Origin of the sequence: Candidatus Pelagibacter ubique HTCC8051 (assembly GCF_000472605.1) — a bacterium.
GTDB lineage: Bacteria > Pseudomonadota > Alphaproteobacteria > Pelagibacterales > Pelagibacteraceae > Pelagibacter > Pelagibacter communis_B.
The window spans coordinates 691,423-711,105 of the sequence record NZ_KI421440.1 but is presented as its reverse complement, the minus strand read 5'-3'; the positions used below and the strand labels follow the sequence as shown (position 1 = coordinate 711,105).

The following is a 19,683-nucleotide window of genomic DNA, read 5'->3' as shown; positions in this document are numbered from 1 at the left end:
GCAATAATTATTGATAACTTATTTTGCCTTGCTTTGTTAAAAGCAAATATGGTAAATCCTTTTTTCAAAAATAATGGTCCTTTTAAATTAAGTGAAATATTAACAGACCTTAATCTTAAACATGATGAATTAAATGAAGATTTGAATATTACAGATATACAGGACTTACAAACCTCACAATCTAATGAACTTACTTTCCTACATTCAAAAAAATATAAATTGATCGCAAACAATACTAAAGCATCTTTTTGTATAACAACTGAAAATTTACAAAATGAATTACCAAAAAGTTGCAAAACAATAATTGTAGATAATGTTTTAGTTTCAACTTCTATTATTACTGCAAAATTTTATCCTGACTCAATTAATGATGATTTTGATAAAACGTTAGAAGAAATAAATAGCACTAAATTTAATGATAAAGTTAGATTTGGTAAAAATGTTTTAATTGGTCACAATGTATCAATAGGTCTAAATTGTTTAATTGGTCATAACACTATTATTGAAAAAAATGTTTCAATTGGTAACAATTGTTCCATTGGCTCAAACACTATAATTAGAAATAGTTTGGTTAAAGATAATGTTAAAATTTTAGATAATTGTGTTATTGGAAAACATGGATTTGGTTTTTTCCCAAATGATAATCAAAATTTAAGATATCCACACATGGGAATAGTTATAATTGAAGATGGTTGTGAAATTGGTTGTGGCTCGACTATAGATAGAGGATCAATGTCTAATACTATTATTGGAAAAAATACATATTTAGATAATCAAATTCATATAGCTCATAATGTTAAAATTGGTAAAAATTCAATTATTGCCGGTCAAGTAGGTATTGCTGGAAGTTCTGTAATTGGAAATAATGTTAAAATTGGTGGGCAAGCAGGAATTTCAGGACATTTAAGAATTGGCAATAATGTAGAAATAGCTGGTGGCAGTGGTGTTATTAAAAATATCCCAGATAATTCAAAAGTAATGGGTTACCCGGCTAAAAACATTAGGGTATTTTTGAAAGATAATAGATGATACACAAAACTGCAATTGTAGATCCCAAAGCAAAAATATCCTCTAGTGTCATAATAGGACCTTATTCTGTAGTTGGCCCAAATGTTGAAATAAATGAAAATTCAGAAGTAGGGTCTCATGTTAGTATTATTGGTAAAACTAAAATAGGTAAAAATAATAAAATTTATCCTTTTTCATCAATTGGAAACGATCCGCAAGATTTAAAATTTAATGGAGAAGAAACTAAAATTGAAATTGGAGACAATAATAAAATTAGAGAATACGTTACTATTAATCCAGGCACCAATGGAGGTGGAGGAATAACAAAAATAGGTAATAACTGCTTATTTATGGTTTCTTCACACATTGCACATGATTGTAAAGTTGGAAATAATGTAATTTTGGCAAATAATGTACCCCTAGGAGGTCATGCAGAAATTGAAGATAACGTTATAATTGGAGGAAATTCTGCTGTTCAACAATTTACTAGAATTGGAAGATCAGCAATGATTGGAGGAATGTGTGGGGTTGTAAGAGATATAATTCCCTATGGAATAGCTCATGGTAATAGAAGTGTATTGCAGGGCTTAAATTTAATTGGTCTTAGAAGAAAAAATATCCCTAATAAAGAAATCATGACATTAAGCAGTGCTTATAAGGAAATATTTAAAAATGAAAATTTAACTGAAAATTTAAATAGTTTAAGTGAAGATCTTAAAAAAAGTGATTTAGTATTAGAAGTTTTTAATTTTTTAGAAAAAGATAAAAAAAGACCAATTTGTACTCCTTTTTCAAAGTAGAATGATTGGATTATTTTTAGGTGATACTGATTTTTCAGAAATTATTATTAAAAAAATTATACAATTAAAAAAGAAATATTTTATAATAGATTTTTCAAAAAATAATAAATTTAAAAAAAATCCAAATTCAAATCGAATAAGTATCGGCAAATTTGGAGAAATAATAAATTTAATTAAAGAAAAAAAATCTAACAAAGTTTTATTCGCAGGAAAAATAGCTAAACCGCAATTTTCTACACTTAGACTTGATCTTAAAGGTATATATTATATGCCAAGTGTTATTAAAGCTGCTAAATCAGGGGACGCAGCAATTATAAAGGCAATTATCAAGATACTTGAAAGAGAAAAAATAAAAGTTATTAGTTCTATTTTTTATAATCCTGAACTGTCTTTAAAGGCAAGAAATTATACAAAACTAAAGCCAACTCTAAAAGATATGAAATCTATTAAAAAAGGAGTTATTTATTTTAATAAATTAAATAGCTTAGATCATGTTCAGGCAATAGTTGTAAAAGATGAAAAAGTTTTAGCTATAGAAGATAATAAAGGAACTAAAAAAATGTTGTCAAAATTAAAAAAAAAATCAGAAGGAATTTTGATTAAATTACCTAAAAAAAAACAAGATTTAAGAATGGATTTACCAACAATTGGTTTTAACACATTAAAAGATTGTAAGAAATATGGTTTAAAGGGCATTGTCTTGAAATCAAAGAAAAATATTTTTTTAGATAAAGATAAATGCATAAACTTTGCAAATAAAAATAATATATTTATCAAAATTATATGAAAAAAATTTTTATTTTAACAGGCGAACCTTCGGGAGATAAATTAGCCTCAACAGTTATTTCAAAACTGATGATGCAGAATCCCAATATTCAGTATTTATCTGTAGGAGGATCTCATATTAAAAAACTAGGAATTGAGTCAATTTTTGATCTCAAAGAAATTACTTATCTTGGATTTACGAGCGTATTACTTAATATTTTTAGGATTAGAAATAAGATTAACAAAACAGTTGATGAAATAGTTAAATTTAATCCAGACATATTATTTAGTGTTGATAGCCCAGATTTTACACTAAGAGTTGCTGAGAGAGTTAAAAAAATAAACAATAATATAAAAACAATTCACTATGTTGCTCCTCAAGTTTGGGTTTGGCGAAAAAATAGAGTTAAAAAAATTAAAAAATTTATAGATCATTTGCTTTTATTGTTTAATTTTGAAAAAAAATATTTTGAACAAGAAAATATTAAAACTACATTTGTTGGACATCCTTTAATTGAAAAAAAAGAAAATGTTAAAACAGTTTTAAATGATTTGATATCTAAAGATAAAAAAATAATATCAATATTTCCTGGTAGCCGTAAATCTGAAATAAATGTACTTTTACCAATATTATTAGATTTTATTAAACTGATGAATAATAAAGAGAATACTTATTTTTTCGTTTTTCATGCAACAGAGGATGATAAAGATTTTATTTTAAACCAAGTTAATAATTCTGGTTTAGACAACATAGATGTTATTTCAGATGAAAATATTAAATCACAAATTCTATCTCATTCTGTATTTGCAGTTTCTAAATCAGGCACTGTCTCTTTACAAATTGCAAGTTCAAATGTTCCGTCAATAATAATTTATAAATTGAGTTATATAAATTTTATGATTTTCAAATTATTAGTGAATGTTAAATTTGCCAATATTATTAATATAGTAAATGACAGAGAAGTAATTCCAGAATTATTACAAAATGAATGCAATGCTAAAGAAATTTTTAACACAGTCATTTATTTTTTAAAAAATCCCGATTTAATAGAAAAACAATTAAGTGATTGTAATAAAACTTTAGAGGGTATTAAATCTAAAACTTCATCTGCAAATGAGTCTGCTTTAATTTTAAGCAAGTATCTTACTTTCTAATCTTTTTTTTACTTCTTCTTTACCTAAAGAGATTACAATATCATAAAGTCCTGGACCAAATTTAGAACCAGTTAAGGCTACTCTTAATGGCTGACCAACTCCTTTAAAATTAGTTTCGTATTTTTTTATTAATTCATTCACAATTGGTTCAAGATTTTCTTTATTTAAACTTTCTAAACTTGTTAGAGTATTATTAAATTCCTCTATAATTTTTTTTGCTTTTTCATCTACTAATTTTAAATCCTCAGCTTCAAATTTTACATCATCAGATATTATGTATTTTGCATTATTGTAAATATCTTCTAAAGTTTTTGCTTTATTTTTGAGAAAAGATAATGATGGTTTTATTTTTACTTCTTTTGTTTGTTTTATTTTTTCTTTATATATTTCACAATATTCTACCAAGTGATTGTAAAGTTCATTTTCATCAATATTTTTTATGTAATGCTCATTCATTGATAAAATTCTACTCATATCTAGTTTGGATGGTGATTTCCCAATACCTTCTAGGTTAAAGTGCTTAATACTCTCGTCCAAAGTAAAAATTTCCTTGTCTTCAAATGACCAACCTAATCTTAATAAATAATTCCTCAATGCATTAGGCATTATGCCAATTTTAGAATAATCATCCAACGTTGATGCATTATCTCTTTTTGATAATTTCTTACCCTCTATAGTGTGAATAAGAGGTATATGTGCAAATTTTGGTAAATCCCAATTCATCGCTAAATAAATTTGCATTTGTTTAAAAGTATTAATCTTATGATCATCTCCTCTAATGATATGTGTCATATTCATTTGGTGATCATCGACAGTAGCAGACAAATTATATGTTGGTGTTCCATCATTTCTTAAAATTATAAAATCTTCAATTGTATTATTTTCAATTTCAACATCGCCTTGAACTAAGTCTTTTAATATTGTTGATCCATCTATTTTACTTTTAAACCTTATGACTGGTTTTATATCTTTAGGGGCTTCAGATTCTGGTATGTCTCTCCATTTTCTATTATAAATATAAGGAAGTTTTTTTTGTCTAGCTCTCTTTTTTTGTTCTTCAATTTCTTCTGTTGAACAATAACATTTATAGGCATTACCATTTTTTAAAAGTTTATTTGCAACATTAACGTGGTCTTTAATTTTAGTTGATTGAATATATTCTTTGCCATCATGTTCTATACCAAGCCATTTTAAAGATTTAATAATCTGAATTTTATGTTCATCTTTAGATCTTTCTTTATCAGTATCTTCAATTCTAAGGTGAAATGTCCCTTTTTGGTTTTTGGAAAATAACCAATTAAAGAGTGCAGTTCTTACACCACCAATATGAAGAGCTCCAGTGGGTGAGGGAGCAAATCTAGTTGCTACTTTTGACATCAGTGATTTTTAGACTATTTTTTTAGAAGTTTCTATATAAAGATACCAAAACTCCTTGGACTTTAACTCTATCTGGTCCAAAAATTTTAGTTTCATAATTTCTATTAGCACTTTCAAGTGCAACCACTTTACCTTTTTTACGAATTCTTTTAAGCATAGCCTCATGCTCATCAATTAAAGCTACTACAATTTTTCCATTATCAGCTGTATCTGTTCTTCTTATAATTACAGTATCACCTTCATTGATACCAGCTTCTATCATAGAGTCTCCTTGAACTTTTAATCCAAAATAATCACCATTTTTTTCTAGATTACTTGGTAGAGGAATTCTTGATACTTCATTTTGTATAGCTTCAACTGGAGTTCCAGCAGCTATTTTCCCAAGTACAGGAACTTCCATCTCATCAGAATTAATATTAACTTCATCCAAACCACCTTTAATTACACTAGGTGAGAAACTGTTATAAATATCATTTGCAGATGCCGTTTCAGGCAATTTAATCACCTCCAAAGCTCTTGCTTTATGTGCTAATCTTTTAATAAATCCTCTTTCTTCTAATGCACTAATTAATCTATGAATTCCTGATTTAGATTTTAAATTAAGTGATTGTTTCATTTCCTCATAAGAGGGTGAAACACCAGAACTTCTTAACTTCTTGTTGATAAATAAAAGCAGGTTTTTTTGTTTTTTAGTAAGCATAAGAACAAATATCGTACAAATAATGTTCTATAAAAGTTCTTGTAAATAAACAATAGTAAAAAAACTAAGTAAAATAGGGGTTAATTTAGCTATAAAATAGAGAAAATAGAATTTTCTGATAAATTTTTTAAAAGTGATTCACCAATTAAAAAAGTTTTAATAGAAGTTTTATTCTTTAAACTTAAAAGTTCGTCTTTTGTTTTAATTCCACTTTCAGAAATTAGAGGTCCTTGGTGCTTAATAAGTACATCATGGATATCGTAGGTTGTATTTATATCAGTTTTAAGTGTTTTTAAATTTCTATTATTTATTCCAATTAAAGCTTCTTTAAAGTTTAAAGCTTTTTTCGCTTCTTCAACAGTATGTACTTCAACAATAACCGACATATTAAATCTTAATGACTCTTCATATAATTCATTAGCTAGATCATCAGATACTCCAGCTAAAATAATTAAAATAGCATCTGCGCCATAACTTTTTGCCAAAGGTATTTGAAATTTATCAATAAAAAAATCTTTACATAAAATTGGTAAGTTAAATTTTTGCTTAATTTTACTGATATGAATTAAATTTCCTAAAAAAAAATCTTCCTCTGTAAGCACAGATAAGCAAGTTACATTATTTTCGTTATAAATTTTTGCAATTTCAACAGGATTATAATCTTCTATAATTACGCCTGCTGAAGGACTAGCTTTTTTAATTTCTGCTATAATTGAAATTTTATCTTGAATTATATTATTTTGAATTTTTTCTTTAAAATCAATAAAATTTTTATTTTTATTAATAATTTCATTTAAAGAATCTAAACTTATTGATTTTTTTAGAGCATCAACTCTTTTGATTTTTTTTGTGATAATATTATTTAATATATTTTCAGACATTTTGTATTTTTTCTAAATGTAAGTAAGGCTTACCTGACAAGATAAACTCTCTAGAGAAATTGTAAGCATCTGAAAATTTTGTGAATTTTTCACTAACTATTAATCCAGCAGCTGAATTTAAACAAACAGCTTTTGAAAAATCATTATCTTTACCTTTAAAAATTTCAATCATTTTACCAGCATTGAAGTTAGCATCATCTCCAATCAGATTTTCAAATTTTTCAGCATTAACATTCAGTGATTTTGGATCAATCAGGATTTCAGATATTTTTCCATCCTTTAATTGAATTACATTTGTTTTTGCAAATGGAGAGATTTCATCTAATCCATCTTCACTATTTACGATCCATGCAAATTTAATATCTAAATTTCTAAGTCCTTCAGCAAATATTTTAAGTAATTTTTTATCAAATACTCCCACAACTTGTCTATCAACTAATGCAGGGTTGCTTAATGGACCAATCATATTAAAGATAGTTCTTTTACCAATTTTTTTTCTTACGGGTCCAACAAATCTCATTGCACTATGATAGTTTGGTGCAAACATAAAACCAAAGTTGTTATTATTAATCTCTTTTTCTATATCACTAGGTTCAAGATCTATTTTAATTTTAAGTGCTTCCAAAACATCACCAGATCCACATTTTGATGATACAGCTTTATTACCATGTTTCGCTACTTTTGTGCCCATACTAGCTAAAAGTAAAGCTGAAGCAGTAGAAATATTCAGAGTATTCATGCCATCACCACCAGTTCCACAGGTATCTACACAATCATCAACATTAACTCTTTTTGATTTATCTCTGAGAACATAAACACCACCAGCAATTTCATCTGATACTTCACCTTTTGCAGCAAGTAGGGTTAAAAAATCATAAATCTCCACCTCACTAGCTTTACCAGTCATTAATAATTCGAAAGCCGACTTACTCTCGCTAAATGTTAAATTTTCTTTTTGTCTTAATTTATTTAAAATTTTTTCCATTCATTTATAATTTATAAAATTTTTTAATATTTTAATTCCTATTTTTGTTTTAATACTTTCAGGGTGGAATTGTACACCATGAATATTGTATTCTTTATGCTGAATACCCATTATTAATCCATCGTCAGTTTCAGCAGTAATTTTTAAACTTTTAGATAATGATTTTTTATCAATGATTAAACTATGATACCTTGTAGCCTCAAATGAACTTGGCAGATTTTTTAAAATTCCAATTTTTTTAGATTTAATTTTACTTGTCTTTCCATGCATTAATTTTTTTGCTTGAATAATCTTAGATCCAAAAATTTGACCTATAATTTGATGACCCAGACACACACCTAGAAATGGAATTTCTTGATGAAGAGTTTTTAAAATATTTAAACAATTTCCTGATTGATTTGGATTTCCTGGACCCGGAGAGATTACAATCTTATTATATTTATTTTTTATAATTTCTTGAGAGGTAATTTTATCATTTCTGATTACATCAACTTTTGTTTTTAATGACGATAGATAATGATAAAGATTAAATGTAAAACTATCATAATTATCTATCAACAATATTCTCATCATCTTAAAGCGTTAATTAAAGCTTTAGCCTTATTAACAGTCTCCTCATATTCTTTAATTGGTTTACTGTCTGCTACAATTCCTGCTCCTGCTTGAACATAAAATTTTTTATTTTTTGCAACTGCTGTTCTTAATGCAATACAGGTATCAAATTCTCCATTAGCAGAGAAATATCCAATTCCACCTGCATATACTTTTCTTCTTGTTGTTTCTAGTTCATCAATAATTTCCATGGCTCTAATTTTTGGTGCACCAGAAACGGTACCTGCAGGAAATCCTGCTAATAAAGACTTAAATTTAGAGAATTTTTTATTGTATTCTCCTGTTACGTTAGAAACAATGTGCATAACATGGGAATATCTTTCAATAATAAAACTCTCAGTAACTTTAACAGAATTAATCTTAGAAACTTTACCAGCATCATTTCTGCCTAGATCTAAAAGCATTAAATGTTCCGATAATTCTTTTTTATCTTTTAATAAATCTTTTTCATAATAGAGGTCCTCCTTATAAGTTTTACCTCTTGGTCTAGTACCAGCTATTGGTCTAACTGTTATTTTGTTGTCTCTTAATCTCACTAATATTTCAGGGCTGGCACCAACTATTTGAAAATCATTAAAATTAAAGAAGAACATAAAAGGTGATGGGTTTGTAATTCTCAATTTTTTATAAATTTCTAAAGGATCTTTAGTTAATTTTGCCTCAAACCTTTGACTTAAGACAACTTGAAAAATATCACCTAATTTTATGTATTTTTTGGCCTTATTAACCATGTTGAGAAATTTATTTTTTGGAGTGTTTGATCTTACCTTAATTTTCTTAACTGTCTTGTTCTCAGAATTGTTTAAATTTTTTATAGAGGATTGAATTGATAATTTAATAAGCTCTGACTTTATTTCATCAAACTTTTTTTGATAATTTTTAATTTTTTCATCATTAAAAATATTAATTATGTAAAATATTTCTTTTTTTAGATTATCGTGAATTACAAGTGTTCTAGGTCTTAATAATCTTACATCAGGTAGATCAAGATCATTTTGGCAAGTATTGGGTATTTTTTCAATATATCTAATGGAGTCATATGAAAAAAATCCTGATATTAACGAACATATTTTTGGTAATTTTTTTGGAGTTTCAAATTTAAATTCTTCAATTATTTTTTCTATTAATTGTTCTGGTTTATATTTTAATTTAATCTTTGTTTTATTCTTAATTAAATATGAATTTTTATTATTAAATTCCCAAATTTTATCAGGATTTTTACCAAATATAGTATATCTACCTTTAATTTTACCTTTTTCAACAGACTCAAAGATAAAACTATTTTTTTCAATTAGAAAGTTATCAATAAGATTTATAACCTCATCATCATTTTTAACTTTTTTAGATGTGTAAATTATTTGATTTTTGTTGCTTCTATGTCGAAACTTAAAATCTTTGAAGTTTCGATTAATTATCATTTGAAATAATTTTTAACCCTATCAATAGTTTTTTGATTTAATTGAACTTCATACTTGGAGTTTAACAACTGATCATAAGATTGAAGAATAGACTTTCTAGCATTTCTATTTTGATTATTAACGAAATTTAAGTAACTTTCGTCAGTTTCATTAAATGTATTCTTTTTTGAACTAACTAATTTAACCAAATAGATCTTATTTTCTTTATCATTAACTAACGTGTATGAATTGGTCGGTAATGAGTAGAGTATTTTAACTGAATTTGCCTCAAATTTATTATCGTCTTTTATTGAATTAATAGTTAGGTATTCTTTACTATAACTAGCCATTTCTCTAAATTTGTTATCATCAAACTTTTTATTTTGTATTTCTTCTAAGACACTTCTATTTAGATCAAACTTACCTTTTTGATATACTAATTCTCGAATTTCTTCTTTTGTATCATGATCTATCATATCTGGACCACGATCATACTTATTAGTTATTGAGTATAACAAAAAATTATCACCATTTTCAATTAAATCAGTTTCAGATGATCTTTTTGAGTAAATAAGATCTTCATTTATTTTTTTAGTTGAGCTTGGAGTAAATTCCTTAATCTCTATAATATCAGTTTTTATATTTTGAATAATAGATTGAAAATCATTTCCATTTGAAATTCTATTTTCAATTTTATCTATTTCGTCAAAAAAATCTTGATTGAATTCATCCAAACCTATTAAAATTTTTGGATTCAACTGAGCATATTTAAAATCAATATATTCTCTTTTTAATTGATCTTTATTTTCATCTAAAAATTTATTTATTTCTGAGTCTGTAAAATTTCCTTTTTCTTTGTACAAATTTTCCATTGCAAAATATTCAAGATCTAAAGACTTATTTTCTTCTTCAAATTTCTTTTTAGTAAGAAAATTAGGAGTTATTGTTCCTGCTCCGATAATGTCAAATAGATGGTTTCTTAGCTCACGATTTTTTAATTCTAATTCAAACATCGGAGCAGACATATTATTTGATAATAAGAATTTTTCGTATTTAGTCCTTTGAAAGACGTTATTCTCATCTTGAAAATTTTTATTTTCTTTAATTTTTTTTAAGACAGTTAATTCTGTAATCGAAAGATTAAAATCTTCCACTTCCAAATCAATCAATGTTGCTGAAATTAACCCAGATAAAAGTTCTTCAATTATATTATTATCTAAATTTTCTCTAATAGCTTGTTGTGAAATTCCACTTTGGTTAAGATAGTTCATGAAATCTTGAGTGGTTACATTAGTTTTATTAATTTTTGCAATATTATTTTGGTTGTTAGTGCTAAAACCACCCCCAAATCCACCGAAACCAAATGCAATTATAATTACTACAATTAAGATTAAACCACCTAATTTTTTTCCACCAAATTTTTTCAAAGTTTCTATCATTAGCTATAAATTTATTGATCTGTAAAAAACAAATCTATAGATTAAAATTTCAATTATGACAAATAAATATATGTATTTTATAGCTAATTGGAAAATGTTTGGGGATTTAAGAACATTAAATTTACTTGATAGTGTTATAAAATTTTCAAAAAAGAATAAAAATGCTAAATTTAGAATTGTTTATTGTCCGCCTAATACTCTTATACGAGCAATGTCTAAAAGGTTAAAAAAAACAAATTTAGAAGTTGGAGCACAAAATTGTCATGAAAGCGAAAACTATGGGGCTTACACAGGTCATGTGAATTCGAAAATGTTAAAAAATGTTGGAGCCAAATATGTTATTTTAGGACATTCAGAAAATAGACAATCTGGAGAGACTGACAAATTAATTAATTTGAAAATTAAAAGTGCAATTAAATCGAATTTAAATGTTATTTTTTGTATTGGGGAAACACTAAGTCAAAAAAGAAAAAAAATTACAAAAAAAGTTTTAGCAAAACAAATTGATAATGGATTAAAGTCCATTAAAGATACTTCAAAAATTATAATAGCTTATGAACCTGTTTGGTCTATTGGGACTGGTTTAATTCCAAAATCTAATGATTTATTAGACTCAATTTTATATATCAAAAGTAAATTTAATAAAAAGACTCCAAAAGTTTTATATGGTGGCTCTGTAAACGACAAAAATATTGCACAATTAAAAGATATCAACATTATTGATGGTTTTTTGATTGGTGGAGCTTCTCAAAGTTCAAAAAAATTTATTGATATAATTAAAAAAACCTATATTTAACCCATCATGGAAAACATACTCTTGGTAATTAACATCATCCTAGCTTTAGTTTTGGTATCTCTGATACTTTTACAAAAGTCAGAGGGAGGAGCTTTAGGCATAGGAGTTTCTCAAGAAAATTTCATGCTATCTAGATCTGCAGGTGGTTTTATGACAAAAGCAACAGCAATAGTTGCTACATTATTTATTGTTTGTAGTTTGGCACTAACAATTATTTCAAGAGCTGAATTAACGCCAACAAGTTCTGTTTTAGATACAATTGAAGAAAAGACTGAAGATACACCTTCAATTCCTGAAAATAATTAATTAATTCTTTTCAATTCAATTTTTATTCGCTATAAGATAATTCCATGGCGCGATTTATATTTGTCACCGGCGGCGTGGTTTCTTCCCTTGGTAAAGGTCTATCATCAGCATCGCTAGCTTATTTGTTACAATCTAGAGGTTATAAAGTTAGATTAAGAAAATTAGATCCATACCTCAACGTAGATCCTGGAACCATGAGTCCATTTCAACATGGAGAGGTTTATGTAACTGATGATGGTGCAGAAACTGATTTAGATCTAGGTCATTATGAAAGATTTTCTGGAGTATCAGCAAAAAAATCTGACAATATTACAACTGGAAAAATTTATAGTGATGTTCTTAAAAAAGAAAGAAAAGGCGAGTACTTAGGAAAAACAGTTCAAGTAATTCCACATATTACTGATCGCATAAAACAATTTATTAAAAACGACTCCTCAAAAGAAGATTTTGTAATTTGTGAAATTGGAGGAATAGTAGGTGATATAGAAAGTTTGCCATTTGTTGAAGCGATAAGACAGTTTGCAAATGATGTCGGTAAAAAAAATGCATTATTCATTCATTTAACATTAGTACCTTATTTAAAAGCATCTGATGAAATAAAAACAAAACCAACTCAACATTCTGTTAAAGAACTAAGAAGTATAGGGATTCAGCCAGATATAATAATTTGTAGATCAGAAAGACCAATACCACTTGAACACAGAAAGAAAATTTCACTATTTTGTAATGTTGATATTAAAAATGTAATTGAAACAGTTGATGTTAGAACTATTTATGAGGCTCCGATGAGTTTTTTTAGGGAAAAACTTGATGTTCAAGTTTTAAGTTATTTCAAATTAAAATCAAAAAAATCGGTAAACTTAAATCCTTGGAAAAAAATAACTAAAATTATTCTAAATAACAAGAAGCAAGTAAACATTGCTATCATTGGAAAATATGTGGAACTTAAAGATGCCTATAAGTCTTTAGATGAAGCATTAACTCATGGTGGAATAGACAATAAAGTAAAAGTAAATTTAATTAGAATAGATTCTGAAAAATTGAAATTTTCAGAAATCAAGAGAAAACTCAAAAATATTTCAGGCATATTAATTCCAGGTGGATTTGGAAAAAGAGGAACGGATGGAAAAATAGAGGCAATTAAACATGCTAGATTAAATAAAATACCTTTCCTCGGTATTTGTTATGGAATGCAAATGGCAATTATTGAATTTGCTAGAAATCAATTAAGTTTAAAAAATGCTACATCAAGTGAATTTGATAAAAAAGGATTACCAATAATTGGATTAATTAACGAATGGACTAAAGATGGAAAAATGATTAAAGGCACTGATAAAGATCTAGGTGGAACAATGAGATTAGGTTCATATGATGCTAAATTAAAAGATAACTCATTAATAAGAAAAATTTATAAATCTAAATTAATTAAAGAAAGACATAGACATAGATATGAAGTGAATATTTTTTTTAGAGAAAAATTTGAAAAAAAAGGTATGATATTTTCAGGTTTATCACCTGATAGTAAGCTACCAGAGATTATTGAGTTAAAAAATCATCCTTGGTTTATTGGAGTACAGTTTCATCCTGAATTTAAATCTAGACCTTTAGCTCCTCATCCTTTATTCTCTTCATTTATCAAGGCAGCAAAAAATAAATGAGTAGTATTAAAGTTAATTGTGGAAACATAGAAATTTCAAACGAAACTAAAATTTGTATTATAGCTGGGCCCTGTCAGCTTGAAACAGAGCAACACGCAATGGATATGGCTGGTCAAATTAAAGAGATTACAAAAAAATTTGGCCTTGGATTTATCTACAAAACTTCCTTTGATAAAGCTAATAGAACAAGTCTTAAAGGAGAAAGAGGTGCAGGGTTGGAAGCATCACTTCCAGTGTTTGATAAAATTAAAAAAGAATTAAATGTTCCAATATTAACAGACATTCATAACGCAGATCAATGTTCACTTGTTGCTGATCATGTTGATGTATTACAAATTCCAGCTTTTTTATGCAGACAAACAGATTTATTAATTGCTGCTGCTAAAACTAATAAAATTATTAATATTAAAAAAGGTCAGTTTCTTGCACCGTGGGATATGGTGAACGTAACTAAAAAAATTGCAGACTCAGGAAATAAAAACATACTTGTTACAGAAAGAGGAGCAAGTTTTGGATATAATACTTTAGTATCAGATATGAGATCTTTACCAATCATGGCAAAGAACGGTTATCCAGTAATTTTTGATGCAACACATTCTGTTCAGCAACCAGGTGGACAAGGTGAGTCGTCTGGTGGACAAAGAGAATTTGTTGAATATTTAGCTAGAGCTGCAGTTGCTGTTGGTGTTGCAGGTGTTTTTATTGAAACTCATCAGGATCCAGATAATGCACCTTCTGATGGACCAAATATGGTTCCATTAGAAAAGTTAGAAAATCTATTAAAACAACTAACTGATATTGACCATTTAATTAAAAAATAGTGAGTAAAATTTTAAAAGTTAAAGCACGTCAAGTATTTGATAGTAGGGGAAATCCTACAGTTGAAGCAGAGGTTTATACAAAAAATAATAGTGCTACTGCTATTTGTCCGTCGGGTGCTTCTACAGGAACTTTCGAAGCGTATGAAAAAAGAGATAAAAAAAATAAAAGGTATTTAGGAAAAAGTGTTTTTAATGCTGTAAATTTAGTTAATTCAAAAATTTCAAAAAAATTAAAAGGTCAAAATATTCATAACCAAGAACGTATTGACACTCTTTTAATAAATTTAGATGGAACAAGACAAAAAACCAACCTTGGTGCAAATACAATGTTAGCTGTTTCTATGGCTGTTAAAAAACTTTCAGCTAAAGTTAAAAAATTTCCATTATATAAAACTTTTTTTGTTAAGAAGAATTTTCAACTGCCATATCCTTTAATGAATATAATTAATGGTGGAGCACATGCTAACAATGGACTTAGAATTCAAGAGTTTATGATAAGACCAGATAAAGCAAAAAGTTTCTCTGAAGCAATGAGAGTATGTTTTTTGGTTATTAAAAGTTTGAGCAAACTAATTAAAGACAAGGGTCTATCAACATCTGTTGGTGATGAAGGAGGATTTGCTCCCATGATAAGTAGTAATAATCAGGCCTTAGATTTGATTGTTTCTGCTATTAAAAAAGCAGGTTTTAAAAATGGTAGAGATGTTTCAATATGTCTTGATGTTGCTGCTAATGAGTTATTTAAAAAAAATAAATATTCAATTCATTCTAAAAATTATATTTCTGTAGAAAAATCAATTAAAGAATATCAAAAAATTATTAAGAAATATAAAATCAAATCAATTGAAGATCCATTTGCAGAAAATGACTGGATGGCATGGAATAAATTAATGAAATCAGTCGATAATGTTCAAATAGTCGGTGATGATTTGTATGTAACTAATCTTGAAAGATTAAAAAAAGGTTTTCTTAACATTTCTTCAAATACAATTTTGATAAAATTAAATCAAATTGGTACAGTTTCTGAAACTTTAGATGTCATTAAATTTGCTCAAACTATTGGGTATAAAACAATCATATCCCACAGATCTGGAGAAAGTGAAGATACGTTTATTGCAGATTTAGCAGTTGGAACAAATTCTAATCAAATAAAAACTGGTTCATTAGCTAGATCTGAGAGAGTCGCTAAATATAATCAATTAATTCGTATTGAAGAAGAACTTGGAAAAAAAGCGAGGATGAATAAGATCAATTAATGTTAAGATTAATAAAAAGAAATTATTTTTTATTAATATCAGTATTTTTAATTTTATACTTTGGATTTAATCTTGTAACTGGTGAAAGAGGGCTATTTTCCTACACTGAAAAAAAAGAACTTTTGTCTAACTTGAAAAAAGAAGAATTATCCTTAACTAGCAAAATAATAGATATGGACCAAAAAAATTCATTATTAAGTACAAATTTAGATCTTGATTATGTAGAAACTTTAATTAGAGAAAGATTTTTGTTTGGTAAGAAAGGAGAGACGATTTATATAATTAAACAAAATGACAAATAAAATACGACATCCTGAAAAAGTAAATAAACCGATAAATCCAATTAAGAAGAAACCAGATTGGATAAGGTCTAAACTTTCTAATAGCAAAGAATTTTTTTTAACTAAAACCGTAGTTAACCAAAATAATTTAGTAACTGTTTGCCAGGAAGCTAATTGTCCTAATATCACCGAATGCTGGAGCAAAAGACATGCAACTTTTATGATAATGGGAGATACATGTACTAGAGCCTGTGCTTTCTGTGATGTTAAAACTGGCAAGCCAGAGAACTTAGATCCATTTGAACCTTATAAAATTTCAAATGCTGTTAATAAATTAAATTTAAAACATGTTGTAATTACTTCTGTAGATAGGGATGATCTAGAAGATGGTGGATCTAAACATTTTTACGATGTAATTACCGCAACACGTAAAAAAAACCCAAATACTTCTATTGAAGTTTTAACACCTGATTTTTTAAGAAAAGGGGACGCTTATAAAAAACTTTTAGAGGCAGATCTTGATGTATTTAATCATAACATTGAAACAGTTCCGAGACTTTATTTAAAAGTTAGACCTGGTGCTAGATATTTTGGTTCATTAGAATTATTAAAAAATGTAAAAAAATTTAATAAAAAAGTTTTTACTAAATCTGGTTTAATGGTGGGTCTTGGCGAAGATAAAGATGAACTCATTCAAGTAATGGATGATTTAAGGTCTGCAGAAGTTGATTTTTTAACCATAGGTCAATACTTGCAACCCTCAGCAAAACATCACCCATTGAAGAGATATTACCATCCAGATGAATTTAAAGATTTAGAAGATATTGCAAAATCTAAAGGCTTTCTTTTAGTTTCATCTTCACCTTTAACAAGATCATCTTATCACGCTGATGAAGATTTTGCTAAACTGCAACAAAATAGATTAAAAAATAATTAATGCCCAAAGCATCAGTTAAGAGATTAATTGAATGTAAAAAAGATCAGTTAATTGATTTAGTTTTAGATATTGAAAAATATCCAGAATTTGTTCCTTTCTGTCTAGGATCACATATTTATGAGAGAAATAAAGAGGGCAATCAAATTTTAATTATTGCTGACCTTACAATTGGCAAAGGACCATTTAAAGATACCTATAAAAGTGATGTTAAATTTAACAATGAAGACAGCACTATAAATGTGACTAATATAGGAGGTCCATTAAATTACCTTGAAAATAATTGGAGTTTTACTGAAACAATAGGAGGTACCGAAATTTCTTTTGATATAGATTTTGAAATCGAAAATAAATTTTTAAATGTTTTAATGTCTAAATCTTTTAAATTTGGTCTAAATAAGATAGCAGATGCTTTCCAAAAAAGAGCAGAAGATCTTTATAGACCTATAGATAATTAATTAAATTAGGTTAAATAATATTTTAATCACTTCTTTAACCGTTGATTTCTGAATAGAATTACGATTTTTTGTTTTAAACTTATTTTCTTTAACAAGTAATTTTCTACCTTTTTGAATTCCAATATAAACCAAACCTATTGGTTTAATTTTAGAAGCTCCACCAGGTCCTGCAATTCCAGTAATTGAAACATTTATTTTACTTTTTGAAATTTTAGATAAATTTTGAACCATCGCTTTACAACATTCATTGCTTACAGCTCCATATTTCTTGATTATGTTTTTATTTACTTTTAATATCCTTATTTTTGCTTGATTTGAGTATGTGGTTAAACCCATTTGAAAGTAATTTGATGAATTAGCTAATTTAGTTAAATTATGTGCCAATAATCCTCCAGTACAAGACTCAGCAACAGATATAGTTAATCTTTTTTTAATTAATTTTTTATGAAGCAATTGAATATTCATTAGAATTTAAGACTTATTAGATAGATTAATATCATTGAATATAATCCTGCCATTATATCATCCATGATTATTCCAAAGTAATTTTTGAAATTTTTATCAAAGTAACTAACTGGAAAAGGCTTTAAAATATCAAAAAATCTAAAGAAAATAAAAGATAACAAATAATAAATTTCAATTGATAATCTTAATTGATTGTTTTGGCTTAAGTATAATACAAGAATTAAAGGCATAGCTTGGCCTAAAACTTCATCAATAACTATTTGTCTAGGATCTTTATTTTTAAATTCGCTTTCAGCATCTTTGACTGCATAAAAAGAATAAAAAAATAAAAGAGTAAAAAAAATTAATGAAAATTTAAGATCAGTGTATTCAAGATGTTCGTACGCAATGTATAAAAATACAGTTGTGACTAGAGATGTAACTGTTCCTGGTATTTTAGTTAAATAACCATAACCAAAAAAAGTCGATACTAAGACATTGATCTTTTTCATTGTGATATAGAGCAAATAACTTCACAAGCTATTGCTTTTTCCTTTCCAATTAATCCCAATTTTTCAACTGTTTTACCTTTTAAATTAATTAAATCTTTATCTAAATTTAATAATCTCGATAAAGCATTAATTATTTTAGTTCTATATTTAGAGACTTTAGGTTGCTCACAAATTAAATTAATATCCAAATTATTTATGTAGAAATTATTTTTATATAATATTTTAATTATAGGTTTTAACATTTTTGGGGACCTAATATTTTTAAATTTATTTTTATTATCTGGAAAAAAAGTGCCAATATCTTTTTTTCTCATAGCACCCAATAAAGCATCTATAATTGAATGCAAAATTACATCCCCATCTGAGTGACCTTTTAATCCAGAATGAAAAGGAATTTTTATGCCACCTAAATAAAGTTTTTTATCTTTGATTAATCTATGAACATCAAATCCAATCCCAAAGTAAGTTTTTATATTATTGATATCTTCTTTAAAAGTAATTTTATTATTTAAAGTTTCACCATCAATAAATTTCATTTTTAAATTAGTATTAATAAATAAAGTTGCTTCATCTTGAATTATATTTTTTTGTTTTATAGATAGATCATAAATATCTTTAAATTTAAAAGCTTGTGGTGTTTGTGTTAAGTAAGAATTTTTTTTATCTAGATTAAATAATTCATTCTTAACTCTATATTTAATCGAATCTTTTGATGAAATTACAGGTATGGATGCTTTATTCGTTTTAAGTGATTTAATTAATTTTCTTAAAAGTTTAATTGTAAAATTTGGTCTTGCTGCATCATGAATTAAAACATTAGTTGGCTTAAATCTTTTAATATATTTCAATGCAATTAGTGATGAGTCTGATCTTTCTTTACCACCTTTAATTATTAAAATGTTATTAGAATACTTCTTTTTGATTTGTTTTTTATCGTTAACAACTAGAATAATTTTCTTAAAAAGTTTTGAACTTGTAGCTTTATCTAAAGAGTGCTCAAAAAGAGCTTTATTTTTATATTTTATATATTGTTTAGGTTTATTAGAATTAAATCTTTTGCTTTGTCCAGAGGCAAGTATTATAAAATAGTTATTCATC

At 26.7% G+C, this 19,683-nt stretch carries 22 protein-coding genes; 12 read left to right on the top strand and 10 right to left on the bottom strand.

Annotation, left to right across the window (positions count from 1 at the left end; translation table 11 throughout):
• The first annotated feature begins 48 nt into the window (after nucleotides 1-48).
• From lpxD to lpxB, 4 genes are read left to right on the top strand one after another with little or no spacing between them, the layout of a single operon-like run.
• Entirely contained in the window at nucleotides 49-1,029 is a 981-nt protein-coding gene (gene lpxD / locus F754_RS0103885) for a UDP-3-O-(3-hydroxymyristoyl)glucosamine N-acyltransferase (RefSeq protein ID WP_023648604.1), read from the top strand.
• Nucleotides 1,026-1,808, top strand: a complete 783-nt coding sequence (gene lpxA / locus F754_RS0103880; RefSeq protein ID WP_023648603.1) for an acyl-ACP--UDP-N-acetylglucosamine O-acyltransferase — start codon at nucleotides 1,026-1,028, stop codon at nucleotides 1,806-1,808. Before lpxD ends, lpxA begins: the two co-directional genes overlap by 4 nt.
• Before the next feature lies 1 nt (nucleotide 1,809).
• Nucleotides 1,810-2,595 carry a UDP-2,3-diacylglucosamine diphosphatase LpxI gene (gene lpxI / locus F754_RS0103875; RefSeq protein ID WP_023648602.1) on the top strand — a complete coding sequence of 262 codons (786 nt, stop codon included), beginning with the start codon at nucleotides 1,810-1,812 and terminating at the stop codon, nucleotides 2,593-2,595.
• Nucleotides 2,592-3,728, top strand: coding sequence for a lipid-A-disaccharide synthase (lpxB, locus tag F754_RS0103870; RefSeq protein WP_023648601.1), 1,137 nt, complete (start codon nucleotides 2,592-2,594; stop codon nucleotides 3,726-3,728). Before lpxI ends, lpxB begins: the two co-directional genes overlap by 4 nt.
• Here lpxB and F754_RS0103865 read toward each other — a convergent pair.
• From F754_RS0103865 to F754_RS0103835, 7 genes are all read right to left on the bottom strand, one after another.
• Nucleotides 3,705-5,105, bottom strand: coding sequence for a glutamate--tRNA ligase (locus F754_RS0103865; RefSeq protein ID WP_023648600.1), 1,401 nt, complete (start codon nucleotides 5,103-5,105; stop codon nucleotides 3,705-3,707). The genes lpxB and F754_RS0103865 overlap by 24 nt on opposite strands.
• Before the next feature lie 22 nt (nucleotides 5,106-5,127).
• Nucleotides 5,128-5,805, bottom strand: coding sequence for a transcriptional repressor LexA (gene lexA, locus F754_RS0103860; RefSeq protein WP_023648599.1), 678 nt, complete (start codon nucleotides 5,803-5,805; stop codon nucleotides 5,128-5,130).
• Between the two features lie 89 nt (nucleotides 5,806-5,894).
• Complete coding sequence (locus tag F754_RS0103855) at nucleotides 5,895-6,686, bottom strand: indole-3-glycerol phosphate synthase TrpC (RefSeq protein WP_023648598.1); 792 nt, start codon at nucleotides 6,684-6,686, stop codon at nucleotides 5,895-5,897.
• Complete coding sequence (gene trpD / locus F754_RS0103850) at nucleotides 6,679-7,671, bottom strand: anthranilate phosphoribosyltransferase (protein WP_023648597.1); 993 nt, start codon at nucleotides 7,669-7,671, stop codon at nucleotides 6,679-6,681. The genes F754_RS0103855 and trpD overlap by 8 nt, the downstream gene beginning before the upstream one ends.
• A complete protein-coding gene (locus tag F754_RS0103845) occupies nucleotides 7,672-8,241 on the bottom strand; it encodes an aminodeoxychorismate/anthranilate synthase component II (protein ID WP_023648596.1) in 570 nt (189 codons plus the stop codon).
• A complete protein-coding gene (gene trpE / locus F754_RS0103840; protein WP_023648595.1) occupies nucleotides 8,241-9,701 on the bottom strand; it encodes an anthranilate synthase component I in 1,461 nt (486 codons plus the stop codon). Before trpE ends, F754_RS0103845 begins: the two co-directional genes overlap by 1 nt.
• Nucleotides 9,698-11,119: a SurA N-terminal domain-containing protein gene (locus tag F754_RS0103835; RefSeq protein ID WP_023648594.1), complete on the bottom strand. Its 1,422-nt coding sequence runs from the start codon at nucleotides 11,117-11,119 to the stop codon at nucleotides 9,698-9,700. The genes trpE and F754_RS0103835 overlap by 4 nt, the downstream gene beginning before the upstream one ends.
• Nucleotides 11,120-11,189: 70 nt before the next feature.
• On the opposite strand from F754_RS0103835, the gene F754_RS0103830 reads away from it, so the two are divergent.
• Genes F754_RS0103830 through F754_RS0103795 form a run of 8 tightly spaced genes read left to right on the top strand, consistent with a single transcriptional unit; the run spans nucleotide 11,190 to nucleotide 17,629 of the window.
• Entirely contained in the window at nucleotides 11,190-11,915 is a 726-nt protein-coding gene (locus F754_RS0103830; RefSeq protein WP_196228288.1) for a triose-phosphate isomerase, read from the top strand.
• 6 nt (nucleotides 11,916-11,921) lie between these two features.
• Nucleotides 11,922-12,221, top strand: coding sequence for a preprotein translocase subunit SecG (gene secG / locus F754_RS0103825; RefSeq protein ID WP_023648592.1), 300 nt, complete (start codon nucleotides 11,922-11,924; stop codon nucleotides 12,219-12,221).
• A 44-nt stretch (nucleotides 12,222-12,265) separates the two neighbouring features.
• On the top strand, nucleotides 12,266-13,879 hold the full coding sequence (locus F754_RS0103820; RefSeq protein ID WP_023648591.1) for a CTP synthase: 1,614 nt from the start codon (nucleotides 12,266-12,268) through the stop codon (nucleotides 13,877-13,879).
• Entirely contained in the window at nucleotides 13,876-14,700 is an 825-nt protein-coding gene (gene kdsA, locus F754_RS0103815) for a 3-deoxy-8-phosphooctulonate synthase (protein ID WP_023648590.1), read from the top strand. Before F754_RS0103820 ends, kdsA begins: the two co-directional genes overlap by 4 nt.
• Nucleotides 14,700-15,956, top strand: coding sequence for a phosphopyruvate hydratase (gene eno, locus F754_RS0103810; RefSeq protein ID WP_023648589.1), 1,257 nt, complete (start codon nucleotides 14,700-14,702; stop codon nucleotides 15,954-15,956). Before kdsA ends, eno begins: the two co-directional genes overlap by 1 nt.
• Nucleotides 15,956-16,258 carry a septum formation initiator family protein gene (locus tag F754_RS0103805; RefSeq protein ID WP_023648588.1) on the top strand — a complete coding sequence of 101 codons (303 nt, stop codon included), beginning with the start codon at nucleotides 15,956-15,958 and terminating at the stop codon, nucleotides 16,256-16,258. The genes eno and F754_RS0103805 overlap by 1 nt, the downstream gene beginning before the upstream one ends.
• Nucleotides 16,248-17,174, top strand: coding sequence for a lipoyl synthase (gene lipA, locus F754_RS0103800; protein ID WP_023648587.1), 927 nt, complete (start codon nucleotides 16,248-16,250; stop codon nucleotides 17,172-17,174). Before F754_RS0103805 ends, lipA begins: the two co-directional genes overlap by 11 nt.
• On the top strand, nucleotides 17,174-17,629 hold the full coding sequence (locus F754_RS0103795) for a type II toxin-antitoxin system RatA family toxin (protein ID WP_023648586.1): 456 nt from the start codon (nucleotides 17,174-17,176) through the stop codon (nucleotides 17,627-17,629). The genes lipA and F754_RS0103795 overlap by 1 nt, the downstream gene beginning before the upstream one ends.
• Here the strand turns inward: F754_RS0103795 and F754_RS0103790 are convergent, their stop codons facing one another.
• Genes F754_RS0103790 through ispF form a run of 3 tightly spaced genes read right to left on the bottom strand, consistent with a single transcriptional unit; the run spans nucleotide 17,630 to nucleotide 19,682 of the window.
• Nucleotides 17,630-18,094 (bottom strand): CinA family protein, encoded by a 465-nt coding sequence (locus F754_RS0103790; protein ID WP_023648585.1) that lies wholly within the window; start codon nucleotides 18,092-18,094, stop codon nucleotides 17,630-17,632. It lies immediately after the preceding gene.
• On the bottom strand, nucleotides 18,094-18,585 hold the full coding sequence (locus F754_RS0103785) for a phosphatidylglycerophosphatase A (protein ID WP_023648584.1): 492 nt from the start codon (nucleotides 18,583-18,585) through the stop codon (nucleotides 18,094-18,096). Before F754_RS0103785 ends, F754_RS0103790 begins: the two co-directional genes overlap by 1 nt.
• Complete coding sequence (gene ispF / locus F754_RS0103780) at nucleotides 18,582-19,682, bottom strand: 2-C-methyl-D-erythritol 2,4-cyclodiphosphate synthase (protein WP_023648583.1); 1,101 nt, start codon at nucleotides 19,680-19,682, stop codon at nucleotides 18,582-18,584. Before ispF ends, F754_RS0103785 begins: the two co-directional genes overlap by 4 nt.
• Nucleotide 19,683: the final 1 nt, after the last annotated feature.